This is a genomic window from Oerskovia sp. NPDC056781 (assembly GCF_042789955.1).
GTDB lineage: Bacteria > Actinomycetota > Actinomycetes > Actinomycetales > Cellulomonadaceae > Oerskovia > Oerskovia rustica.
This window is the reverse complement of record NZ_JBHUAD010000010.1, coordinates 1-22038: the sequence shown is the minus strand read 5'-3', so window position 1 is coordinate 22038 and position 22038 is coordinate 1. Positions and strand designations below refer to the sequence as shown.

The following is a 22038-nucleotide window of genomic DNA, read 5'->3' as shown; positions in this document are numbered from 1 at the left end:
GGTCTCCGTCGTGGAGACCGGGGCGTCGTGCTGTGCTCGGGGCTCGGGTCCCGCGGGCCGCCGCGAGCCGCCCGCCGCCCGTGCCTGGCACCTGCTACTGATGCGCCTCCGCCAGCACCTCCGCGACCGCGGTCCAGTACTCGACGCGAGCCTGGTGCGTCGCGGCCGGGACCGCACCCGACTCGTCCAGCGAGAAGGGCAGGTACGGCGCCAGGGCGATGTGGTGTCCTGCGTCCTCCTGCACGACCGAGCGAACCCTCGTCGGGTCGCTGAACCGGGTCATCGCGTCCGTGAGCAACGGGCACGCCACCCACACGGGGTCCGCCGTCCCGCACGCGAGCACCGTGGGGCCGACGATCGCACTGCCGTCCACGAGCGCCTCCGGAGGCGGCACGACGTCCCGCCGGTACTCGGCGCACGGTATGCCGACACCGTCGAGAGTCCAGGCCGACACCTGCCCGTTCGGATATCCGCAGCCCAGGCGGCCCGCCCCGGTCGGCGCGAAGGCGCCGTACACCTCGTCAGGGCGGGTGGCGGCGAGCCACAGTGCCATCTCCCCACCGCGTGAGACGCCGAACGTGAACACCCGGGCGAGGTCGACGCCAGGCTGCGCCCGCAGCCACGCCAGCCCGGTGAGGAACGTCTCGACGGGCACGTTCTCCAGCTGCGGCGGCTGCCCGGGGCTCTTGAAGTAGCTGATCGCCAGGGCGGGGTAGCCGAGCGCAGCGAGGTGCGTCGCCGCCGCACGGGCATAGGCAAGTCCGCCGTCGGACCCGCTGAAGACGAGCACGGCAGGTGTGAGGTCGTCGGCGGTGAAGTCGGTGGGCACGGCGTATGCGGCGACCATGCCGTCGTCGGTCACGTCCTGGACGTCGACGTCCGCCCCGTATCCTCGCCGCTCGACGACGGCCTCGGTGAGGACGTCGTCGTCGACGCTCACGACGAGGCGGACGTCGTGATCCGCCGACAAGGCGTCCGGGCTGGACGGGCCGGTACCGGTCATCGACCAGAACGGTCCCATCGCGTCGGCGGTCGCCCACGAACCTCCGGACGGCGCCGTCGTCGCGAGGTCCACCCGTCCGCCCTCGTCCGCCACGAACGTCGCCCGCGACGACATCGCGGCCCCGTCGTACTCCGTCGTCGCGACCAGCCGCACCTCCCGCCCCGCGCCGAGCCCGGTCAGCGTGATCGCGAGCGGGTCGAACGGGCCGTCCTGCGGGGCGACCTCGATCGCCGGTTCCGGTTCGGGAGGCGCCGAGCAGGCTGCGAGGCCCAGCAGGGATGCAGTCAGCAGGAGAGCAACGGCAGGGACATGGTCACGTCGTCGGTAGGCCATGGGCGGATAGTCCCGCACCCGCACGTTCTGAGACAACCGTGCCACGCCGTGGTCACGCGACCACTGCCCGGTCAGGACGAGAGAGCCCGGGGCCTCTCGCTGGTTCTGACAGCACCACGCGGCGGGGTCGGCGCCGGTGCCCTCGGGGTCCACGTCCAGCCATCGTTCGTCCCCGCGGGAAACCTGCCCCCGGCGGGCGGGCGCCGCAGCGCCATCACCACGAGCGGCGCTACGAGCGCCGCGACCACGACCAGCCTCATCACCAGCTCCACGATGTCCATGCGTCCAGCCTGGCCGCTCGCGAGACGGCGCACGAGTGGCAGGAGAGACAGGTGTCGACAAGATCCTGCCACGGGCGTAGCGTCGAAGGATGTTGCGCACAGTGGCGGCCGTCGTCGCCGACGGACTGGCCCCGTTCGAGTTCGGCGTCGTGTGCGAGGTGTTCGGCCTCGACCGCACGGACGACGGCGTCCCGCTGGTCGACTTCCGCGTGTGCGGCCCGGTCGCAGGCGAGCCCGTCCGCACCAGCATGGGCGCCTCGCTGGTCCCCGACCACGGCCTCGACGCGCTCGAGGACGCCGACCTGGTCGCGATCCCCGCACTCACCATCCGCGACGAGTACCCGCCGGAGATCGTCGACGCCCTGCGCGCGGCCCACGCCCGCGGGGCGGTCCTGCTGAGCGTGTGCTCGGGCGCGTTCCTGCTCGCCGCGGCGGGGCTCGTCGAAGGACGCCGCATCACGACGCACTGGCGCCACGCGGAGGACCTCAGGGCCCGGTTCCCGCACGTCGACGTGGACCCGGACGTCCTGTTCGTCGACGACGGTGACATCGTCACGAGCGCGGGGACGGCCGCCGGGATCGACGCGTGCCTGCACATCGTGCGCAAGGAGTTCGGCAGCGCGGCCGCCAACGCGATCGCGCGCCGCATGGTCGTCCCGCCGCAGCGCGACGGCGGGCAGCGCCAGTACATCGACCGCCCCGTGCCGGTGTGCGAGGAGCAGAGCATCCGCGACGTCCTCGCGTGGATGAGCGAGCACCTCGACGAGCCTCAGACGGTCGAGGACCTCGCGCGGCGCGCACACCTGTCGACGCGCACGTTCGCGCGGACGTTCGTCGCCGAGACGGGCACGACGCCCATGCAGTGGCTCGCGACCCAGCGCGTGCACCATGCGCGGACCCTGCTCGAGGAGTCGGGGCTCGACCTCGAGGAGATCGCGCGGCTGTGCGGGTTCGGGTCTGCCGCGCTGCTGCGGCACCACTTCCGTCGCGCGGTCGGCGTCCCGCCCACGGACTACCGGCAGACGTTCCGGCACGCGTCCTGACCCGCACCCCGGTGAGGCGCACGCAGGGCGGACGCGCCGCCGTCGGGCCGTGTCCCACGTTGCACGACGGCGCCACGCACCTAGGGTCGAGAGGGTCAGGTCCCCGACGTGAGGTGCGCACATGACCATCCCCACCACCCTGCTCTCGTCCGGCCACGAGATGCCGCTCCTCGGCCTCGGTACGTGGCCCCTCGACGACCACGCGTCGGCGAAGGCCGTGGCAGGTGCGATCGGGCTGGGGTACCGGCTGATCGACACGGCGTCGCGCTACGAGAACGAGATCGGCGTCGGGCAGGGCATCGCGGCATCGGGCGTGGACCGCGCCGAGCTGTTCGTCACGACCAAGCTCCGCGGCGACGACCAGGGGTACGACGCGACGCGCGACGCCGTGCGAGGGAGCCTCGACCGCCTGGGCCTCGACTACGTGGACCTCTACCTCGTCCACTGGCCGCTGCCCCGCCTCGACCGCTACGTCGAGTCGTACCGGGCGATGATCGACCTCGCCGCCGAAGGCCTGATCCGCAGCATCGGCGTCTCGAACTTCCGCGAGCACCACCTCGACCGGCTCATCGCCGAGACGAGCCACGTCCCCGCCGTGAACCAGATCCAGCTCTCCCCCGCGCTGGCGCGCACGGGCTTGCGGCTCTTCCTCAGCGAGCGCGGGATCACGGTCGAGGGCTGGAGCCCGCTCGGGCGCGAGGAAGGCGTGCTCGACGAACCGGTGATCCAGGCGATCGCCGCGGCCCACGGGCGGACGGTCGGTCAGGTCGTGCTGCGCTGGCACGTGCAGCAGGGGATCGTCACCATCCCCAAGTCGGCGAGCCCCGAACGCCAGCGGGCGAACGCCGAGATCTTCGACTTCGAGCTCACCGACGACGACATGACCCAGATCGCGAGCCTCGACCGCGGCGAGGACGCGGCGCGCGACTCCGACGAGCACGAGGAGTTCTGATGAGCGACCTGCCGACCGTCACGGTCCTCGGCACGGGCACCATGGGCACCGGCGTCGCGCACTCGCTCCTGCGCGAGGGCTTCGAGGTCACGGTGTGGAACAGGACCGCGTCGCGCGCAGCCCCGCTCGCCGACGCCGGCGCACGCGTCGCCCCGACCGCGGCGCAGGCCGCGCACGGGTCCGACGTCGTCCTGAGCGTCCTGTTCGACGCCGCCGCCGTCCTCGACGTCCTGGACGCGGCGGGCCCCTCGGTGGGCACCGGAGCCGTGTGGGTACAGGCCTCGACGGTCGGGCGCGAGGGCACCGCCCGGATCGTCGAGCGCGCCCGACAGCTCGGCGTGACCCTGGTCGAGGCCAACCTGCTCGGCACCAGGCAACCGGCCGAGGACGGACAGCTCACGGTGCTCGCCGCCGGGGACCCCGACGTCCTGGCCGGCATCTCCCCCGTGCTCGACGCGATCTCCGCGAAGGTCGTGGTCGCCGGGACCGAGGTAGGGCAGGGCACGGCGCTCAAGCTCGCGTGCAACGCGTGGCTCGCCGCGATCACGGCCGCGACCGCCCAGTCGATCGCGCTCGCCCGGGCCGAGGGCATCGACCCGCACCTCTTCCTCGACGCCATCGCGGACGGAGCGTCCGACTCCCCCTACGCCCACCTCAAGGGCGCGGAGATGATCACGGGCGGGTTCGCGCCGCAGTTCGCGCTCGACGGGCTGCGCAAGGACATCGGGCTCATCTCGCAGGCCGCCGAGGGGGCAGGGCTCGACCCGGCTCTCCTCGACGCACTGTCGAACCTGTACGCGAGCGCGTCCGCGCGCGGGCACGGGGGAGACGACATCGCCGCGGTCTACACGGCGTTCGGCGCACCGCACGCGGGGAGGGACTGACCGGAGCGGTCGCGGACGAGGCGGGCTCGGACGGGCAGGCCGGACTCGGGCCGGCTGCTCGGGCCGGGCAGCTCGGCCGCCCTCAGCCCGCCGCGCGCCCGTGCCGCCAGTAGCCGATGAAGTCGACGTTGGCCTTGGGGACGCCGCGCTCGTTCACGAGGTGCCGGCGCGCGCCGGTGACCAGGCCCGACTCCCCCACGACGTACGCGTAGACCTCGCCGGACGGCAGGTCGGCCGTGGTCAGCGCCTCGAGCGCGAGACGCCCGGGGACGGCGTGCGGGTCGACGCCGCACTCGTCGCGAGCGAGCCACCGCAGGTCGACCCCGGCCGGGACGCGGAACTCCTGGGCGTCGGCCGCGTGCGGGAGCTCGACGATCGCGAGCCCCCGCGCGTCGTCGGGCAGCGAGGCGCAGATGCCCGCGACCGCGGGCAGACCCGTCTCGTCCGCGACGAGCAGCGTCCAGTCGTGCGGGACGCGCGGGTTGTAGCCGACCCCCTGGTCGAGGATGCCCACGGGATGACCGGCGCTCGCACCGAGCGCGAACGCCGACGCGGGGCCGCCGTCCTCGTGCGCGACGAAGTCGATGTCGAGCTCGGCCGCGTACGGACGCACGTCGCGGACCGTGTAGTTGCGCACCCACGGACGCCGCGTCCTGGGTGTCGCGAGGTACTGCACGTACCAGAGCGCAGACGTCGCGGTCGGCAGCCGCAGCGACTCCTGCTCGTCTCGGGGCAGGAACAGGCGGAACCACTGGTCGAAACCCATGGGAGCGAAGTGCTCGATCCCCTCGCCCCCGACCGTGACCCGCACCATCGAGGGGCTCACCCTGCGCGATCCGACCACCTCAGCCGCGATGACCTGCACGACGGACGGCTTGACCATCTGGAACCCGGCCACGACTCTCCTCTGCTTGAAAGAAGGCCAGGCTAACCTCACTCATGACCAATCCGCACCCAACCTCCCTGCTTCCTCCACGCCGATCGCGATGTCACACGTAGACTCTGACCATCTGTACAACGGGCATCTCGCTCACCCCGCGGCTGGGAAGTCGACACCCAGCCCTGTGAGGGACGTATGACCGACACTGCAGTCCGCCCTGGATTCCGCCCGACGAAGCCGCGCACCGGCGACGGGACGAGCGTCACCAGCACCTACACCGAGCTCTCCAAGCGCATCCGCGAGGCCGGGCTGCTCGAGCGGACGCACGGCTACTACGGCTGGGTCGCGGCGATCCTCACGCTCGCGCTCGGAGGTGCCGTCGCCGGCTTCGTGCTCCTGGGCGACTCCTGGTTCCAGCTCCTCATCGCAGGCGCGCTGGGGCTCGTCCTCACGCAGTTCGCGTTCCTCTCGCACGAGGCCGCGCACCGCACGATCCTCACGTCGGGTCCCGCGAACGACCGCGTCGGGCGGTTCCTCGCCAACGGCGTCGTCGGCATCAGCTACTCGTGGTGGATGAACAAGCACACGCGACACCACGCGAACCCGAACCGGGTCGGCAAGGACCCGGACATCGAGACAGACACCATCTCGTTCCTCGAGGAGAGCGCGGCCGAGCAGAAAGGCTTCCTCGCTCTCATCACCCGACACCAGGGCTGGCTGTTCTTCCCGCTGCTGACGCTCGAGGGCGTCAACCTGCACATGATCTCGATCCGCTCGCTGCTGTCGTCGGCGAAGAGCCGGGCGCGGACCATGGAGCTCGTGACGATCGCCGTGCGTCTCACGCTCTACGTGGGCGTCGTGTTCTGGTTCCTGCCGCTGGGCATGGCCTTCGCGTTCCTTGGTGTACAGCTGGCGGTCTTCGGTGTGTACATGGGCGCCTCGTTCGCGCCCAACCACAAGGGCATGGCGATCATCCCCGCGACCAGCAAGCTCGACTTCCTGTCCAAGCAGGTCCTGACCTCGCGCAACATCACGGGCGGGCGCGTCATGAACGTCCTCATGGGCGGGCTCAACTACCAGATCGAGCACCACCTGTTCCCGAGCATGCCCCGCCCCCATCTCGCCAAGGCCCGCCTCATGGTCCGCGAGCACTGCGCGCGTCTGGGCATGCCGTACACCGAGACCAACCTGCTCGCGTCGTACGCGATCGTCGTGCGCTACCTCAACCGGGTCGGCCTCTCGGCCCGCGACCCGTTCGACTGCCCCATGTTCAACCAGCTCCGCAAGGTCTGAGCCTTCCCGCCATCGCTCGTGTCAGAACCGGCGTGACGCAGAGGTCACGCTCGTGCTGACACGTCGGGATCCTCGGGTCCCGCCCCGTCGAGTGCACGTACCGGCTGACGCAGCACCGTCCGCAGCTTCTCGGGTGCCGTCCGACGAACGTCGCTGAGGTAGATCTCGTGGTGCGGGCCGTTGAACGTCAGCCCGTGCTCGGGCAGGTACTCGTCGTGCAGCCGGGCGAGCGTCGGCGCCTCGTCGTCGTAGGACCCGACGTGCAGGATCTGCACCGCGTCCCCCTCGTCGAACGTCGCGAAGCGCACCCGGTCGAGCGTGGGCAGCGCCTTCTTGCGGCGCGTCGCCTCGGCCACGTCGGCCACGAACGCGTCGGTGAGCCAGTCGGGCTGCAGAACCATGAGCGTCCAGCTCCACGCGTCCTTGTCGCGGCGTACGAACGCCGCGGGGTCCTCCGCGGTCCACAACCCTTCGAGCGGCCCGACGACGTAGTCCCTGCCCAGGTCCCTCTTGCTCGCGAACTTCACGGCGTAGGAGAGCGAGAACAACGCCTCGACCGCCTCGGTGTACGCCGGAGCCGTGTTCGGGTCCCCCTCGCCGTCGATCTGCAGGTACGCGAGCGGCGGCACGACGACCCGTGTGAACTCACGGGGCGGCGCGTACAGCTCGCGGTGCTCCTTGCGCAGGTCGATCTTGTCCATGGGTTCCTCCGAGACGGACGACGGGTCGAGGGCGACCCGAGCGCCCGGTGTGCGGCGCCGTCGGGCCGGAACGACGAGGAGGTGAGCCACGTCGCTCTGCCTGACGACGTCGCCCACCTCCTCAGCCTCCCTCGCCCCGCGCGGGTTCGCACTCCCGCGCCGGGCCTCAGAGCGCCTGGATGATGTTCTCCACCTGGTCCTTGGCGTCTCCGAAGAGCATCGCGGTGTTGTCCTTGAAGAACAGCGGGTTCTGGACCCCCGCGTACCCCGTGGCCATCGACCGCTTGAAGACGATCACCTGCTTCGCGTTCCAGACCTCCAGCACGGGCATGCCCGCGATGGGTGAGCCCGGGTCGTCGAGGGCCGCCGGGTTGACCGTGTCGTTGGCCCCGATGACGAGCACGACGTCGGTGTCCGGCAGGTCCCCGTTGATCTCGTCCATCTCGAGGACTACGTCGTAGGGCACCTTGGCCTCGGCGAGCAGGACGTTCATGTGCCCGGGCAGGCGCCCCGCGACAGGGTGCACCCCGAACCGGACCTCGATGCCGCGCTCGCGCAGCCGGCGGACCAGGTCCGCGACCGGGTACTGCGCCTTGGCGACCGCCATGCCGTAACCGGGCGTCACCACGACCGAGCGGGCGTGCTTGAGCAGGTCGGCGACCTCGGCCGCCTGGATCTCGTGGTGCTCGCCGTAGTCCTGGTCCGAGGCGACGACCGTGCCGCCCTCGGCCCCGAACCCGCCCAGGATCACGCTCACGAACGAGCGGTTCATGGCCTTGCACATGATGTAGGACAGGATCGCACCCGAGGACCCGACGAGGGCACCGGTGATGATGAGCAGGTCGTTGCTGAGCATGAAGCCCGCCGCAGCCGCGGCCCACCCGGAGTACGAGTTGAGCATCGAGACGACGACCGGCATGTCGCCGCCGCCGATCGAGGCGACCAGGTGCCAGCCCAGCGCGAGCGCGACCACCGTCATGAGGATCAGCGGCAGCAGCCCGTGACCCGCGATGAACCAGGCCATGAGTCCGCCCGAGGCGACGAGAGCCCCGAGGTTCCACCAGTTGCGCCCCGGCAGCATGAGCGGGTTCGACCGGATGCGCGCCGACAGCTTGAGATAGGCCACGATCGAGCCCGTGAAGGTCACCGCGCCGATGAGCACGCCGAGGAAGACCTCGACCAGGTGCACGACGTCGCCCTGCTCGGTCAGGTACGAGTTGAAGCCGACGAGCACCGCCGCGAGCCCCACGAAGCTGTGCAGGAGCGCGATCATCTCGGGCATCTGCGTCATCTCGACGCTGCGGGCCCGCCACGTCCCGACGACCGCGCCGATCAGGAACACCATGGCGATGAGCAGCAGCGTCACCATGACGGGACGCTCGCTGTCCTTCATCGCGAGCGCGACCGTGGCCACGAGAGCCAGCCCCATACCCGTCATGCCGAGCAGGCTGCCGCGACGGGCCGTCTCCTGCTTGGACAGGCCCGCGAGGCTGAGGATGAACAGGACGGCCGCGATGACGTATGCAGCCTGGACCAGGGAGGTCAGCACGGGTCAGGCCTCCTTCCGGAACATGCCGATCATGCGGTAGGCCACGAGGAACCCACCGAAGATGTTGACGGAGGCCAGGGCGGCCGCGACGAAGGCGATCGTGGTGACCACCCAGCTCGAGTCGCCGATCTGCAGGAGCGCGCCGACCAGGATGATCCCGGAGATCGCGTTCGTCTGGGCCATGAGCGGGGTGTGCAGCGAGTGGCTCACGTTCGAGATGACGTAGTAGCCCACGACCACCGCGAGCGCGAACACCGTGAAGTGCCCCACGAACGCAGGCGGCGAGAACGTGATGGCCAGCGCGGCCAGGACCGCAGCCAGGGCGTACCCGACCGCCCGGCGGGTGCCACGTCGTCGGGCGGCGTCGAGAGCGGTCGCCGCGTCGAGCGCGGTCTGGGCCTCGTCGACCACGGTCGGCGCCGGGGCCGCGGGTGCGGCCGCCGACACTGCCACCGGGGGCGGGGGCCACAGCACCTCGCCGGCCCGCGTGACCGTCATGCCGCGCAGCACCTCGTCGTCGAGGTCGAGCACGACCTGACCGTCGCCGCCCGGGGTCAGGAGCTTGAGCAGGTTGACGATGTTCGTGCCCACGAGCTGGGACGTGTGCTTGGGCATGCGGCTCGTGAGGTCGGTGTACCCGAGGATCACAACGCCGTTCTCCGTGACGACACGCTCCCCCGGCACCGTGAGCTCGCAGTTCCCGCCGCCCGAGGCCGCGAGGTCCACGATCACGCTGCCGGGCCGCATCGCAGCGACCATCTCGGCGCTGATGGTGCGCGGCGCGCGGCCTCGCACCAGGGCCGTCGTGACGACGATGTCGGCGCGCGCCGTCTCGGCCGCGTACATCTGCGCCGTCAGGCGCTCCTGCTCGGCGGTCAGCGCGCTCGCATAGCCGTCGGTGCTGACCTCCTGGCGCGCGCCCTCGGCCTGGACGAACTCCGCGCCCATCGACTCGATCTGCTCGCCGACCTCGGGTCGCACGTCGAACGCGCGCACCTGCGCGCCGAGGCTCGCGGCCGTGCCGATCGCGGCGAGGCCTGCGACGCCGGCACCGATCACGAACACGGTCGCGGGCGCCGTCTTGCCTGCCGCGGTGACCTGGCCGGCGAACATGCCGCCGTACTCCTCCGCGGACTCGATCACCGCGCGGTACCCCGCGACGTTGGACATCGCACTGAGGACGTCGAGCGACTGGGCGCGCGAGATGCGCGGCACGGCGTCGAGGGCCAGGGCGGTGACGTCGTGGTCCGCGAGCTGCTGGACGAGGGCCTCGTTCGTACCGGGCGCCAGCATGGCGACCAGCGTCGCGCCCTCGCTCAGCGAGGCGACCTGCTCGGCCGACGGGCTGTTGACGGCCGTGACGACGTCCGCTCCCCACGCCTGCGCCGCGTCGCCCAGGCTCGCGCCCGCCTCCGCGTACGCCTCGTCGGGGTAGCTCGCGCGCTCACCGGCGCCGTGCTCGACCACCACGTCGTACCCGAGGCCCACGAGCTGGGCCACCGTACGGGGCGTCGCGGCGACGAGCCGCTCGCCGGGACGGGTCTCTCTGGGCACGCCGATGCGCATGCTGACCTCCTTGCTCGGATGGCTGCACGGTATCGGTACGGCAAAGGATCCGCCGCAAGGCACGCATCGTGGACGAATGTCGTCCACGCGGATCACGGTCCGGGGTGCGAGACGGGTGCTCCGGTCCGAGACGGGTGCGTGTGCCGGCGACGCAGGGCCCCGTCTCGGACGGGAGCACCCCGTCTCACCTCGGGCCGCGCGCGCCCGGCCCTCGCCCCTGCCGCTGCCCGACGGCGCCAATCACCTGGTCTCGCCCGCTCGCCGCTGGCTAGGGTCGCGTCATGAGTGCCTCCGGACCACCCGACGCGCGCGGACGACTCGTCGAGGACCCCTTCGACCATCGGGTCACAGCGTCCGGGACCGTCCTGGTCTACCGGGGCGGGCGGCTGGTGGCGACGATCTCCGGCTCCCGGGCCGAACGGCTGACCGCCGCTCTGGAGAGCGCCGACGAGGGCCGGACGCAGCAGCTCCTTGCGCGCGCGACCGGGAACTACCGTCGAGGCAACGAACGGCGGTGACCCGGCCGAGCCTGCTCGGCCCGTCCCTCCGCGTCTCGGCGGCACCCGTGAGCCCGTGGACGGTCGACGAGGGGCGAACCACCCACCCGGTGACATGCGACACATTCGACCTGTCGCGGGTGAAAAGGGCCGCCGGGGAACGACGAAGGCCGCCTCCCTCGTGGGAGACGGCCTTCGTGTCGGGTGGAGCTGAGGGGACTCGAACCCCTGACCCCCTGCATGCCATGCAGGTGCGCTACCAGCTGCGCCACAGCCCCAGAACCATTGCTGGCCCCGTGCTTCCGTGAGGTTTTCCCCCTCGGAAGCATCGCTAGTTTATGCCGAAGTCGGCTGGAAAATCCAATCGGGTCCGGACGCCCATTCGTCGAGCGAGAAGTCGGCCCCGACGTTGTGCGCGACGAGCCTCCACGCCGGGTGCGCGTTGGCCCCCGAGCGCTGGAGCTGCGACCAGTGGACGTTGTTCAGCCCGGAGATCCCCCGCCAGCTCGTCGGGTCCAGACCGAGCATGGCCGTGATGGCCAACGTGATCGCCGCACCGTGCGAGACGACGACGAGCGTGTCCTTCTCGTCCAGCGTGTCGGCATGCTCGGTCACGGCCTCGACCATGCGGGCCGCGACGTCGGCCCGCGACTCGGCCCCCGCACGTGCGGGCTCCTCGCCTCGGCGCCACGCCGCGTACTCGTCGGGCCAGCGCTCGGCGAGCTCCTCGCCCGTCATGCCCTCCCACTCGCCGAACCCGCGCTCGCGCAGACGCTCGTCGAGCGCGACGGGCAGGCCCGTCGCCTTCCCGTAGTACCCCGCGGTCTCGGCAGCCCGTGTCAGGTCCGACGCGACGACGACCGTCGCGGCGTGCGCGGCCGCGAGCGACCGTGCCCCCTGCTCGGCCTGCCAGTGGCCCACGGCGTCCAGCGGGATGTCGACCTGCCCCTGGAGGCGCATGGCCGCGTTGTACTCGGTGCGCCCGTGGCGCAGGAAGACGACGGTGCGAGCGCTCACGCCTGCGCGTCCTCCGCGAGGTGGATGGAGCCGTCGGACACGGCATCCTCGGACGAGGATCCGTCGCCGCCACGTGCGTCCTCGGGCAGCTCGATGACGGGGCAGTCCTTCCAGAGGCGCTCGAGCGCGTAGTAGACCCGGTCCTCCGAGTGCTGGACGTGCACGACGATGTCGCCGAAGTCGAGCAGGACCCAGCGAGCCTCCGACTTGCCCTCGCGGCGGATGGGCTTGACCCCGACCTTGTGCAGCTCTTCCTCGACGGCGTCCACGATCGCGGACACCTGCCGCTCGCTCGTCCCCGAGGCGATCAGGAAGACGTCCGTGAGCACGAGCTGCTCACTGACGTCCAGGGCGATGATCTCTTCGGCCTTGCGGTCCGATGCGGCGCGAGCCGCGATCACCGCAAGCTCGACAGCGCGTTCCGTTGCAGTCACGACTCTCCGTGTGTTTGTCTCGGGGCCTGTCAGGAGGACAGGCCGTGGTGGTACGTGGGGCTCGAGGCCAGCGCCTCGATGCCGACCGGGGCGGCGGGCTCGGCGATGCTCGGCCCTTCGCCCAGGAGGAGCTTCCAGATCAGCAGCCCGAGGACGAAGGCCACGGCGATGAGGATCAGGTAGTGCAGCCAGGTGTACGCGTGCCCCGGGGGCCGCTCGTCGACCGCGTCGTCCTCGTCGTCGTCCGTGCCACGAGCCGCAGGGCTCTGGCGGGTGCTCCCGGCGAGGGGGAACGGCGAGGGCTCGTCGGGTCCCTGTGACGCGGGGCTCGGCGTCCCCGGGAACGGGGAGACCGGTGCGGGCTGCTGGCTCGGAGCCGGCGCCTGCGTCTCCCACGGGAGGGCGGCGCGGGCGGGCTCCGGGGACTGCTGCGCGAGCCCGCTCGGCGTGCTCTGCTCCCAGGGCAGTGCCGCGGGAGCGGGGGCCGGGGTCGCGGCGGCGCGCGGCGTCTCGGGTGCCGGGGTACGCGAGGACACCGACTCCCGCGCGGGCGGGAAGGGCGAGGACGGCTGCGCCGGGGGGAACGGCGAGGGCGCGTTCTGGGGCGCCGGGTCCGGAGCCGGCGCTCGCGTCGACCCCGCGAAGGGCGACGGAGCGGTCGACGGGGCCCGCATGCTCTGGCGGACCGGGGGCGTCATCCCTGGAGGCGGGGTCTGCGCGGGGCGGATCGCGACCCGCTCGGCCGTCTCCTGGATCGGCGTGAGCCGACCGGTCTCGTCGACGCCACGCATGCCACCCGTCATCGAGGGCGGCCGGACGACAGGCGCCTGCGTCGAGGGCCCGTCGGCGGGCGTCGGTGCGGACACGTCGCGCATCGACCGCCTCGACGGCGGCGGGCCTGCCGGGGCCTGGGCCGGCGGCGGTGCGTAGCCGCCCGGCGCGGGCGGCGCAGCTCCTGCCGCTTGCTCGGCCGCCGCGGCTTCACGCTCGCGGATCTCTCGGCGCGTCAACGGGCGGACGGGCTGCATGCTCCCGTGCTGATCACTCATGATGCTGATCCTCTGTACAGGCCGTGCTTCGCGATGTACTGGACGACTCCGTCCGGCACCAGGTACCAGACCGGCTGGCCGGCCTCCGCCCGCTGCCGACAGTCGGTCGACGAGATGGCGAGCGCCGGGATCTCCAACGTGGAGACGACCCCGGGCGGCAGGCTGTCGACGCTGAGCCGGTGCCCCGGACGGGAGACCGCCACGAAGTGTGCCATCTTCCAGAGGTCGTCGGCATCCTTCCAGGTCAGCATCTGCTCGATCGCGTCGGCGCCGGAGATGAAGTAGAGGTCCGCCTCGGGTCGCTGCTCACGCAGGTCTCGCAGCGTGTCCACGGTGTAGGTGAGCCCCGGGCGGTCGACGTCGACCCGGCTCACGGTGAAGCGCGGGTTGGAGGCCGTCGCGATGACCGTCATGAGGTAACGGTGCTCGGGTGCGGTGACCTTCTGGTGCTGCTTGAAGCTGGGCTTGCCGGTGGGGACGAAGATGACCTCGTCGAGCTCGAAGCGGGCCGCGGCCTCGCTCGCAGCGACGAGGTGGCCGTGGTGGATGGGGTCGAACGTGCCACCCATCACCCCGAGCCGGGGCCGCCTGCTCGCCGTCATCTCCGAAGGATCCACCAGGGCCGGGGTCAGTGGCGGGTACCGACGCTACGGAAGGCGTAGGTCACGAGGAGCAGGCCGACGAGCACACCGAAGGCGACGACACCGAATCCGACGGGCGGGATCGGGAGGTGGGTGACGGCTTCGGCGTTCTCCTGGGCAACCTGTGCGGCAGCAGCGAGCACGATGTCCTCCTACGGGTTCTTGAGCGTGGTGCGTGGTCAGCGGGTGATCGGCGCCGGGCGCTGATCGTCGTCCAGTCTCTCACGGTCGCGCAGGACGGTGAGCAGCATGTGATCAGGGCCGCACGTGGCCGTCGCCGTGCACGACCCACTTGGTCGTCGTGAGCTCCGCGAGACCCATGGGGCCGCGCGCGTGGAGCTTCTGGGTCGAGATGCCGATCTCGGCACCGAGCCCGAACTGCGCCCCGTCGGTGAACCTGGTCGAGGCGTTGACCATGATCGCTGCGGAGTCGAGCTCGGCCACGAACCGCTCCGAGGAAGCCAGGTCGCGGGTCACGATCGCCTCCGTGTGCCCCGAGGTCCAGGTGCGGATGTGCTCGAGCGCGGCGTCCAGGTCCGGGACGACGCGCACCGCGATCTCGGGCGCGAGGTACTCGCGGGCCCAGTCGTCGTCGGTCGCGGCGAGGATCTCGATGCCGTCGGGCGCGAGCTCGGCCGTCCGGGGGTCTCCGTGCAGCACGACACCGGCCCCGGCGAGGGCCGTGAGCGCAGCGGGCAGGAACTGCGGCGCGGCGTCGGCGTGGACGAGCAGCGTCTCGGCCGCGTTGCAGACCCCGACGCGCTGCGTCTTGGAGTTGAGCAGGATCTCCAGCGCGCTGGCCTGGTCGGCAGACGCGTCGACGTACACGTGGCAGTTGCCCACGCCGGTCTCGATGACGGGCACCGTGGACTCGCGGACGACCGTCTGGATGAGGTCCGCTCCCCCGCGCGGCACGAGCACGTCGACGAGGCCGCGCGCGTGCATGAGCGCGACAGCGCCGGGGCGTCCGTGCCGGTCGATCGACTGGACGAGGTCCGCAGGCAGCCCCTGGGCCGCGAGCGCGCGACCGAGGACCTCGACGATGACCTCGTTCGATCGGGCGGCGGCCGAGCCACCGCGCAGGATGACGGCGTTGCCGCTCTTGAGCGCGAGGCCCGCGGCGTCGACGGTCACGTTGGGGCGTGCCTCGTAGATCATGCCGACGACCCCCATGGGCACGCGCACCTGGCGCAGGCGCAGGCCGTTGGGCAAGGTCGAGCCGCGCACGACCTCCCCGACCGGGTCCGGCAGCGCCGCGAGCTCGCGCAGCGCGTCGGCGATCGCGACGATCCGCTCGGGCGTGAGCGCGAGGCGGTCGAGGAGCCCGGCGGACGTGCCGTACTCCCGTCCACGTTCGAGGTCCTGGGCGTTGGCCGCGACGATCTCCGTGGTGGCCGCGACCAGGGCGTCGGCGAGCGCGTGCAGCGCGGCGTCCTTGGTGGCCCGCGTCGCGGTCGCGAGCCTGCGCGAGGCCGTCTTGGCACGGCGTGCCGTCTCCTCGACGTCGCGGGCGACGGACGGCGCGGTGGCCGTGGGGTCGTTCGCCTGCGGGGCGCCCGTGACGGCGGTCGCGGGCTGGTCGAGGTCGGAGGCGGGGCTGAGCGCGGTCATGCGACGAGCCTACGACGCACCCGCGGTGCCTGTCTGCGGCGTCCGGGGGCTGGCGCCGTCATCCGCCGAGCAGCTCCATCTGCGGGTGCCGCTGCCCGCGGACGTCGTCCCGCGGCCAGAGGGCGCCGATCGCCTCGACCTCGTCCGGGCTCAGGCGCACCCGGGCGGCGGCCACGTTCTGCTCGAGGTACGTCCGGCGCTTGGTCCCGGGGATGGGTACGACGTGCTCCCCCTGCGCGAGGAGCCACGCGAGGGCGAGCTGCGCCGTCGTGACCTCGAGCGACGCCGCGACCTCCTCGAGGCGCGCGACGAGGGACCGGTTGTGCGCGAAGTCCTCGCCGCGGTAGCGCGCGTGGGTACGGCGGACGTCGTCGGCCGCGAAGCCCTCGGTCCCGTCGACCGTCCCGGTGAGGATGCCTCGTCCCAGCGGCGAGAACGGCACGAACCCGACGCCGAGCTCGGTGAGCGTGGGCAGCACCTCGTCCTCGGGGTCGCGCGTCCACAGCGAGTACTCGCTCTGGACCGCGGTCACGGGGTGCACCGCGTGCGCGCGGCGGACCGTCTCCGCCGAGGCCTCCGAGAGCCCGACGTGGAGCACCTTGCCGGCCGCGACGAGCTCGGCGAGAGCGCCGACCGTGTCCTCGACCGGTACCTGGGGGTCCACGCGGTGCAGGTAGTAGAGGTCGAGCCGGTCCGTGCCGAGGCGGCCCAGGCTCGCGTCGATCGCGCGGCGCACGTAGGCGGGACGCCCGTCGACGGGCCGCCCGTCGGGGTGCCCGCCGGCAGGCGGGAGGCCCAGCTTGGACGCGATCACGACGGCGTCGCGGTGCGGCCCGAGGACTCGACCGAGCAGCTCCTCGTTGCGACCGTGACCGTAGACGTCAGCCGTGTCGAACAGCGTGACGCCCGCGTCGAGGGCCGCATGCAGGGTGTCGGTCGCCTCGCGCTCGTCGGCCGCGCCGTAGGCGTCGGTCACGGACATGCCGCCGAAGCCGATCGCCGAGACGACGAGGGGGCCGGCGGGCGCGGCGCCGCCGAGGGTGCGGGTGGGAAGGCTCATGGCACGCACCCGATCACCCCGCGGGCCGGCTGGCAACCCTTTCCCCCGGCTCTCTCACATCGCGAGAAGGTGGAGGTCAGGCAGGCTGGAACGCGGCCTGGGTCGTCGGGGTCTCGAGCGCGTCCCGACGGCGCCGCGCGAGCACGTCGTCGAGCACCGAGCAGGCCGTGGCCGCCACCGCGAGGAGCGCGGTGGCCACGATCGCGCCCGCGAGCGCCGCGTCGTGCCCCCGGGTCGCGACGCCGCCGACGAACGCCCCGGTCATCCCGGCGATGCACACGGTCGCCGAGACCCGCTGGGAGACCTGGAGCATCCCGGCGGCGACGCCGTGCTGCCCGGCGGGGGCCCGGTCGAGGGTGAGGGCCTGGTTGGTCGACATGCTCAGCCCCCCCGTGACCCCGGTCAGCACCTGCCCGACGACGAGGCTCACCACCACGAACCGGTCCGGCAGGAGCAGCACGGCCACGAGCATCGCGACCGCGACCGGGACCTTGGCGGCGATCGCGCCGCTCACGCCGGCCCGCCCGAACCGTCGCACGAGCCGCCACGAGAGGTTCGCCGCGACGACCGACGCGAGGGCGCCCGGGGTCGTGACGAGCCCCGCCTCGAACGGGGTCAGTCCCGCCCCTTCCTGGAGGTAGATCATGAGGACGGCCGAGAACCCGAGCGCCGAGCCGAACGTGCACGTCGCCACGAGGCACCCGAGCGCGAACCCCGGCGCCCGGAGCAGCTCGGGCGAGAGCACCGGGCTCCTGCCCGCGCGGGCGTGCCGTCTCTCCCACCCGAACAGTGCCGCCGCACCCACGACGGCCACGCCCGCCCAGGGTGCGCGGGCCGTCGACGAACCCGGCAGGACGAACGGCACGAGCAGGCCGAGCGCGGTCACGGTGAGGAGCACCAGGCCCACGGGGTCGAGCCCAGGAGCCCCTCCGGCCCGTGGACCGGTGCGAGGCACGAAGCGCACGCACAGCGCCGCGGCGGCGAGCGCGAACGGCAGCGTCAGCACCAGGGAGACCCGCCAGCCCGTCGGCCCCGCCACGGCGAGCACGAGCCCGCCGACGAGCGGCGCGATCACGGCCGCGAACGCCCCGGTCGACGCGTAGGCACCCAGGGCGCGCGCACGGTCGGGGCCCGCGAAGTGGTCCTGGAGGAGCCCGATCACCTGCGGGTTGGCCATGCCCGCCCCGATCCCCTGGACCAGGCGGGCCACGACCAGCACGTCCGCGTCCTGTGCGCTCGCGCTCACGACGCTCGTGAGCGCGAACAGGACCAGCCCGGTCACGAGGAGCCACGCGCGCCCGTACCGGTCCCCCAGACGCCCGGCGGGCACCAGCGCGAGCCCGAAGGTCAGCGAGTATCCCGCGAGGATCCACTGGAGCTGGGCCGTGCTCGCCCCGAGACCGTCGCGCAGCGCGGGCACCGCGACCGTGAGGACCGCGGAGTCGAGGAGGGTCGTGAAGCCCGTGGCCAGGCAGACGAGCAGGACGCGGGTCTGGAGCGGTGTCCGAGAGCGTTCGGCGGTCACGGCGTCCCGGCGTCCGCGAGCGCGCGACGCCCCGGGATGGCCGCGACCAGCTCGCGCGTGTACTCCTCGCGCGGGTCGAGGAGGATCCGGTCGGCCGTCCCCGTCTCGACGAGACGACCCCGGTGCATCACGCCCACGTGGTCGGCGACCTGCCGGACCACCGCGAGGTCGTGCGAGATGAAGAGGTACGCCAGCCCGTGCTCGGCCTGGAGCGCGCTCAGCAGGTCGAGGATCTGGGCCTGGACCGAGACGTCGAGCGCCGAGACCGGCTCGTCGAGGACCACGAGGTCGGGACGCAGCGCCAGGGCGCGCGCGATCGCGACCCGCTGACGCTGGCCGCCCGACAGCTCCCGCGGCCCCCGCCCCAGCGCGGCCGCCGGGAGCGCGACCTGGTCGACGAGCTCTCGCACCCGGGCCCGGCGCGCGCGGGCGTCTCCCACCTTGTACGCGCGCAGCGGCTCCTCGACGATCTGCTCGACCGTGAAGCGCGGGTCGAGGGACGCGTACGGGCTCTGGTAGACGACCTGGAACCGTCGACGGAGCCTGCGCAGCTCCTCGCCGCGGGCCGCCGTGAGATCGGTCCCGTCGAGCACCAGGGAACCGCCCGTCGGCTGCTCGAGGCGCAGCACCAGTCGCGCGGTCGTGCTCTTGCCCGAGCCCGACTCGCCCACGAGCGCGAACGTCTGTCCGGCGTGCAGGTCGAAGCTCACGTCGTCGACCGCGACCAGCGAGCGCGCCGCGGCCCCGCGCGGCAGCAGGAACTCCTTGCGCAGCCCCCGCGCCTCGAGGAGCGGGGCCGACGACGCGACCTGCGTGCCGTCGTCGGGCCTGGCGGCCGACCGTGACGTGGGCCGCGCGGCGACCCCCGACCCCAGGCGGGTGCTCGCGAGGCTCGGCGCGGCCGCGATGAGCTCGCGCGTGTACGGGTGCTGCGGGTCCGCCAGGACGCTGCGCGCGGGACCCTCCTCCACGACCCGGCCGTGCCGCAGGACCACGATGCGGTCCGCACGGTCGGCGGCCACCCCCAGGTCGTGCGTGATGAGGAGCACCGCCGTGCCGAGCGTCGAGCGCAACAGCTCGATGTGGTCGAGGATGCGGCGCTGGACCGTGACGTCGAGCGCGCTCGTGGGCTCGTCGGCGATCACGAGGTCGGGCCCGGCAGCGATCGCGATCGCGATGAGGACGCGCTGGCGCATGCCGCCCGAGAGCTGCGACGGGTACTGCCGGGCGCGAGCGGCCGGGTCGTCGAGGCCCGCCTTCTCCAGGAGCTCGACCGCGCGGCCTCGCGCCTCGCGACGACGTGCGAGGCCGTGGATCACGAGGACCTCCGCGACCTGGTCGCCCACTCGCTGGACCGGGTTGAGGGAGACGGTCGGGTCCTGGGGCACCAGGCCGATCCTGCGCCCGCGGACCTCGCGCCACTCGCCCTCGCCCAGCCCTGTCAGGTCCTGCCCGCGGAACCGGATCGTGCCCGACGTGCGGCGACCACCGCGCGGCAGCAGGTTGATGACCGCGTGGGCCGTGGTGCTCTTGCCGGAGCCCGACTCGCCCACGAGCGCGACGACCTCGCCCGCACGGACCTGGAGCGAGACCCCGTCGACGGCGGGCGCGTCACCTCCCGTCGTCGTGCGGTAGCCGACGTGCAGGTCCTGGACGTCCAGCAGGACGTCGTCGCGCACGGGGACGCTCATCGGTCCTCTCCGTCCTTCTCGAGCGATCGGGAGATGCGGTTGGCCGACAGCACGACCGCGACGATCACGAGCCCCGGCAGCGTCGTGAGCCACCACGCGGACGCGAGGTAGTCGCGCCCGCCGGACACCAGCGCGCCCCACTCCGGGGTCGGCGGCGCGGCCCCGTAGCCCAGGAAGCTCAGCGCCGAGATCGCGAGGACGGACGACCCCAGCTCGAGCGCGGTCAGCGCGACCACCGGGCCCGCCGAGTTGGGCAGGACGTGACGGCGCAGCACCGTGTACCAGCGCACACCCGACGCACGGGCGGCCTCGACGTACGTCGTCGACGACGTCCGCAGCGCCTCCGCACGCATCACGCGCGCGAACGCCGCGATCGTCGTGATGCCGACCGCGATCGCCACCTTGACCGTGCCGAACCCCAGCACCGTGATGATCGCGAGCGAGAGCAGCAGGCTCGGCACCGCGAGCAGCACGTCGACGACACGCCCCACGACGTCGTCGACCCACCCCCGCAGGAAACCCGCGAGCAGGCCCAGCAGCGAGCCGACCGACAGTCCCAGCGCGACCGCGATCACGGTCGCGCTCAGCGACAGCCACGAGCCGTGCACGACCCGGGCGTACACGTCACGCCCCAGGTGGTCCGTGCCGAACAGGTGCTCCGCGCTCGGCGCCTGCAGACGGTCCGTCGGGACCCCCGTGATCGGGTCCTGCGACGCGAAGACGCCCGGCGCGAGCGCCCACGCGACCACGAGCAGCAGGAACAGCACCGCGAGCAGCAGGCCGGGGCGGCGCAGCACCGCGAGCCCCGCCCGGCCGAGCGTGTGAGCCGACGAGCGCACTCCCCTGGTGCGCCGGTGCGCGGCCTCGAGCGGGGCCGGGACGGCGAGGGACGCACGCGCGTCCGGCGCGTCGGGCCCGGCCGGCGCGGACGCCTCCGGGGACAGCGTCTCCGGGACGGTGTAGATGTCGAGTCGTACGGTCATGATGTCCTCCTCCGTGCCCTCACGCCGCGGCGGAGGGCTGGCGGGTGGTGATCCGGGGGTCGAGCACGGGATAGAGCAGGTCCACCAGCAGCGTCACGACGACGAAGACCACGGCCGAGAAGACCACGATCGCCTGGACCACGGGCACGTCCTGCTGGTTGACCGCGGTCACCGTCAGGCGACCGACACCGGCCCGGGAGAAGACCGTCTCGGTCACGACCGCACCGGCCAGGAGCCCCCCGACCGTCACACCGAGTACCGTGAGCGCGGGGATGGAGGCGTTGCGCAGGGCGTGACCGAAGTGCACGCGGGCCCGCCCCGCCCCCTTGGCCCGGGCGGTCTCGACGTAGGGCTCGGTCAGGGTCTGGCGCAGGCTGCGCGAGAGGACCTGCGCGAACGCGGCGCTCGCGGGGATCGCGAGCGTGAACGCCGGCAGGACGAGGCTCTCGAAGCCCTCGTTCCCCATGGCGGGGAACAGCCTCAGCTCGAACGAGAACCACTGGAGCAGGAGCAGCCCCACCCAGAACGTCGGCAACGAGATGCCCAGGGCCGGCAGGGAGGCGAGCGTGTGCCGGAGCCAGCGGGCGCGCGGGTAGGTGCTCGCGAGCGCGAGCGCCGCTCCTCCGGCGAGCGCGAGACCCAGCGCGAGGGCCGTGAGCTGCAGCGTGGGGGGCAGTGCCTCTGCCAGGAGCTTCGTGGCGGGCGCCCCCGACGAGAAGGAGCGCCCGAAGTCCAGGTGCAGCGCGCCCCAGAGACCGTGCGCGTACTGGACCAGGACGGGGCGGTCGAGCCCCTGCTCGGCACGCAGGCGTGCGACGAGCTCGGGGTCCGAGAGATCGCCGTCGGCTCCGGCCGCCTTGATCGAGGCCGCGTCGCTCGGCAGGACGTAGAGCAGGAAGAAGGAGATGGTGAAGGCCGCCCAGAGGACGAAGCCCCCCTGCCCCAGGCGGCGGGCGATGTACCGGCCCATGGTCGGCTCCTCTCGGGTGGTGACGCGCGGGTGGTGACGCGCAGGTGGTCGGTCGCGGGAGCACCGGCTCGGCGG

The 22038-nt window shown here is 72.6% G+C and carries 21 protein-coding genes and 1 tRNA gene; 5 read left to right on the top strand and 17 right to left on the bottom strand.

The window, feature by feature from the left end; translation table 11 throughout:
* Nucleotides 1-94 precede the first annotated feature (94 nt).
* The gene (locus ACFRCR_RS01910) at nt 95-1336 is read right to left on the bottom strand and encodes an acyl-CoA thioesterase/BAAT N-terminal domain-containing protein (protein ID WP_377675042.1); all 1242 of its coding nucleotides are present in this window, start codon (nt 1334-1336) and stop codon (nt 95-97) included.
* 370 nt (nt 1337-1706) lie between these two features.
* Here ACFRCR_RS01910 and ACFRCR_RS01905 point away from each other — a divergent pair, with 370 nt between their 5' ends.
* From ACFRCR_RS01905 to ACFRCR_RS01895, 3 genes are all read left to right on the top strand, one after another.
* On the top strand, nt 1707-2660 hold the full coding sequence (locus tag ACFRCR_RS01905) for a helix-turn-helix domain-containing protein (RefSeq protein ID WP_377675040.1): 954 nt from the start codon (nt 1707-1709) through the stop codon (nt 2658-2660).
* A 121-nt stretch (nt 2661-2781) separates the two neighbouring features.
* Entirely contained in the window at nt 2782-3612 is an 831-nt protein-coding gene (locus ACFRCR_RS01900) for an aldo/keto reductase (protein ID WP_377675038.1), read from the top strand.
* Nucleotides 3612-4496, top strand: coding sequence for an NAD(P)-dependent oxidoreductase (locus ACFRCR_RS01895; RefSeq protein ID WP_377675036.1), 885 nt, complete (start codon nt 3612-3614; stop codon nt 4494-4496). The genes ACFRCR_RS01900 and ACFRCR_RS01895 overlap by 1 nt, the downstream gene beginning before the upstream one ends.
* An 82-nt stretch (nt 4497-4578) precedes the next feature.
* On the opposite strand, the gene ACFRCR_RS01890 is transcribed toward ACFRCR_RS01895, so the two are convergent.
* Nucleotides 4579-5394 (bottom strand): siderophore-interacting protein, encoded by an 816-nt coding sequence (locus ACFRCR_RS01890; protein WP_377675034.1) that lies wholly within the window; start codon nt 5392-5394, stop codon nt 4579-4581.
* A gap of 177 nt (nt 5395-5571) precedes the next feature.
* Between ACFRCR_RS01890 and ACFRCR_RS01885 the strand changes: the two genes are divergently transcribed.
* A complete protein-coding gene (locus ACFRCR_RS01885; RefSeq protein ID WP_377675032.1) occupies nt 5572-6669 on the top strand; it encodes a fatty acid desaturase family protein in 1098 nt (365 codons plus the stop codon).
* Between the two features lie 44 nt (nt 6670-6713).
* Here ACFRCR_RS01885 and ACFRCR_RS01880 read toward each other — a convergent pair whose 3' ends face one another.
* The 3 genes from ACFRCR_RS01880 to ACFRCR_RS01870 form a co-directional block, all read right to left on the bottom strand.
* Nucleotides 6714-7370, bottom strand: a complete 657-nt coding sequence (locus ACFRCR_RS01880; RefSeq protein WP_377675030.1) for a GyrI-like domain-containing protein — start codon at nt 7368-7370, stop codon at nt 6714-6716.
* A gap of 166 nt (nt 7371-7536) precedes the next feature.
* Nucleotides 7537-8919, bottom strand: a complete 1383-nt coding sequence (gene pntB, locus ACFRCR_RS01875; RefSeq protein ID WP_377675028.1) for a Re/Si-specific NAD(P)(+) transhydrogenase subunit beta — start codon at nt 8917-8919, stop codon at nt 7537-7539.
* A gap of 3 nt (nt 8920-8922) precedes the next feature.
* On the bottom strand, nt 8923-10485 hold the full coding sequence (locus tag ACFRCR_RS01870; protein ID WP_377675026.1) for a Re/Si-specific NAD(P)(+) transhydrogenase subunit alpha: 1563 nt from the start codon (nt 10483-10485) through the stop codon (nt 8923-8925).
* 281 nt (nt 10486-10766) lie between these two features.
* Between ACFRCR_RS01870 and ACFRCR_RS01865 the strand changes: the two genes are divergently transcribed.
* Nucleotides 10767-11003 carry a hypothetical protein gene (locus tag ACFRCR_RS01865; RefSeq protein WP_377675024.1) on the top strand — a complete coding sequence of 79 codons (237 nt, stop codon included), beginning with the start codon at nt 10767-10769 and terminating at the stop codon, nt 11001-11003.
* A 184-nt stretch (nt 11004-11187) separates the two neighbouring features.
* Here ACFRCR_RS01865 and ACFRCR_RS01860 read toward each other — a convergent pair.
* From ACFRCR_RS01860 to ACFRCR_RS01805, 12 genes are all read right to left on the bottom strand, one after another.
* Nucleotides 11188-11260, bottom strand: a tRNA-Ala gene (locus ACFRCR_RS01860).
* Nucleotides 11261-11318: 58 nt separating this feature from the next.
* Entirely contained in the window at nt 11319-11999 is a 681-nt protein-coding gene (locus tag ACFRCR_RS01855; RefSeq protein WP_377675022.1) for a histidine phosphatase family protein, read from the bottom strand.
* Nucleotides 11996-12433: a ribosome silencing factor gene (gene rsfS / locus ACFRCR_RS01850; RefSeq protein ID WP_138824025.1), complete on the bottom strand. Its 438-nt coding sequence runs from the start codon at nt 12431-12433 to the stop codon at nt 11996-11998. Before rsfS ends, ACFRCR_RS01855 begins: the two co-directional genes overlap by 4 nt.
* Nucleotides 12434-12462: 29 nt before the next feature.
* Nucleotides 12463-13482, bottom strand: a complete 1020-nt coding sequence (locus tag ACFRCR_RS01845; protein ID WP_377675019.1) for a hypothetical protein — start codon at nt 13480-13482, stop codon at nt 12463-12465.
* Nucleotides 13479-14084, bottom strand: a complete 606-nt coding sequence (gene nadD / locus ACFRCR_RS01840; RefSeq protein WP_191794319.1) for a nicotinate-nucleotide adenylyltransferase — start codon at nt 14082-14084, stop codon at nt 13479-13481. The genes ACFRCR_RS01845 and nadD overlap by 4 nt, the downstream gene beginning before the upstream one ends.
* 26 nt (nt 14085-14110) lie before the next feature.
* Nucleotides 14111-14266 carry a hypothetical protein gene (locus tag ACFRCR_RS01835; protein ID WP_164984101.1) on the bottom strand — a complete coding sequence of 52 codons (156 nt, stop codon included), beginning with the start codon at nt 14264-14266 and terminating at the stop codon, nt 14111-14113.
* 112 nt (nt 14267-14378) lie between these two features.
* Nucleotides 14379-15734, bottom strand: coding sequence for a glutamate-5-semialdehyde dehydrogenase (locus ACFRCR_RS01830; protein WP_377675017.1), 1356 nt, complete (start codon nt 15732-15734; stop codon nt 14379-14381).
* 58 nt (nt 15735-15792) lie between these two features.
* On the bottom strand, nt 15793-16794 hold the full coding sequence (locus ACFRCR_RS01825; RefSeq protein ID WP_377675015.1) for an aldo/keto reductase: 1002 nt from the start codon (nt 16792-16794) through the stop codon (nt 15793-15795).
* A gap of 76 nt (nt 16795-16870) precedes the next feature.
* Entirely contained in the window at nt 16871-18319 is a 1449-nt protein-coding gene (locus ACFRCR_RS01820; protein WP_377675013.1) for an MFS transporter, read from the bottom strand.
* Nucleotides 18316-20010 (bottom strand): dipeptide ABC transporter ATP-binding protein, encoded by a 1695-nt coding sequence (locus ACFRCR_RS01815; protein ID WP_377675011.1) that lies wholly within the window; start codon nt 20008-20010, stop codon nt 18316-18318. The genes ACFRCR_RS01820 and ACFRCR_RS01815 overlap by 4 nt, the downstream gene beginning before the upstream one ends.
* Nucleotides 20007-20993 carry an ABC transporter permease gene (locus tag ACFRCR_RS01810; protein WP_377675009.1) on the bottom strand — a complete coding sequence of 329 codons (987 nt, stop codon included), beginning with the start codon at nt 20991-20993 and terminating at the stop codon, nt 20007-20009. Before ACFRCR_RS01810 ends, ACFRCR_RS01815 begins: the two co-directional genes overlap by 4 nt.
* A 19-nt stretch (nt 20994-21012) precedes the next feature.
* The gene (locus ACFRCR_RS01805) at nt 21013-21963 is read right to left on the bottom strand and encodes an ABC transporter permease (protein ID WP_377675007.1); all 951 of its coding nucleotides are present in this window, start codon (nt 21961-21963) and stop codon (nt 21013-21015) included.
* Nucleotides 21964-22038 lie beyond the last annotated feature (75 nt).

Coding starts and splice junctions, on each gene's coding strand:
- ACFRCR_RS01905 (WP_377675040.1), top strand. CDS start 1,707: ATGTTGCGCACAGTGGCGGCCGTCGTCGCCGACGGACTGGCCCCGTTC.
- ACFRCR_RS01895 (WP_377675036.1), top strand. CDS start 3,612: ATGAGCGACCTGCCGACCGTCACGGTCCTCGGCACGGGCACCATGGGC.
- ACFRCR_RS01880 (WP_377675030.1), bottom strand. CDS start 7,370: ATGGACAAGATCGACCTGCGCAAGGAGCACCGCGAGCTGTACGCGCCG.
- nadD (WP_191794319.1), bottom strand. CDS start 14,084: ATGACGGCGAGCAGGCGGCCCCGGCTCGGGGTGATGGGTGGCACGTTC.
- ACFRCR_RS01845 (WP_377675019.1), bottom strand. CDS start 13,482: ATGAGTGATCAGCACGGGAGCATGCAGCCCGTCCGCCCGTTGACGCGC.
- ACFRCR_RS01870 (WP_377675026.1), bottom strand. CDS start 10,485: ATGCGCATCGGCGTGCCCAGAGAGACCCGTCCCGGCGAGCGGCTCGTC.
- ACFRCR_RS01910 (WP_377675042.1), bottom strand. CDS start 1,336: ATGGCCTACCGACGACGTGACCATGTCCCTGCCGTTGCTCTCCTGCTG.
- ACFRCR_RS01815 (WP_377675011.1), bottom strand. CDS start 20,010: ATGAGCGTCCCCGTGCGCGACGACGTCCTGCTGGACGTCCAGGACCTG.
- ACFRCR_RS01810 (WP_377675009.1), bottom strand. CDS start 20,993: ATGACCGTACGACTCGACATCTACACCGTCCCGGAGACGCTGTCCCCG.
- ACFRCR_RS01900 (WP_377675038.1), top strand. CDS start 2,782: ATGACCATCCCCACCACCCTGCTCTCGTCCGGCCACGAGATGCCGCTC.
- ACFRCR_RS01885 (WP_377675032.1), top strand. CDS start 5,572: ATGACCGACACTGCAGTCCGCCCTGGATTCCGCCCGACGAAGCCGCGC.
- ACFRCR_RS01865 (WP_377675024.1), top strand. CDS start 10,767: ATGAGTGCCTCCGGACCACCCGACGCGCGCGGACGACTCGTCGAGGAC.
- ACFRCR_RS01825 (WP_377675015.1), bottom strand. CDS start 16,794: ATGAGCCTTCCCACCCGCACCCTCGGCGGCGCCGCGCCCGCCGGCCCC.
- ACFRCR_RS01830 (WP_377675017.1), bottom strand. CDS start 15,734: ATGACCGCGCTCAGCCCCGCCTCCGACCTCGACCAGCCCGCGACCGCC.
- ACFRCR_RS01805 (WP_377675007.1), bottom strand. CDS start 21,963: ATGGGCCGGTACATCGCCCGCCGCCTGGGGCAGGGGGGCTTCGTCCTC.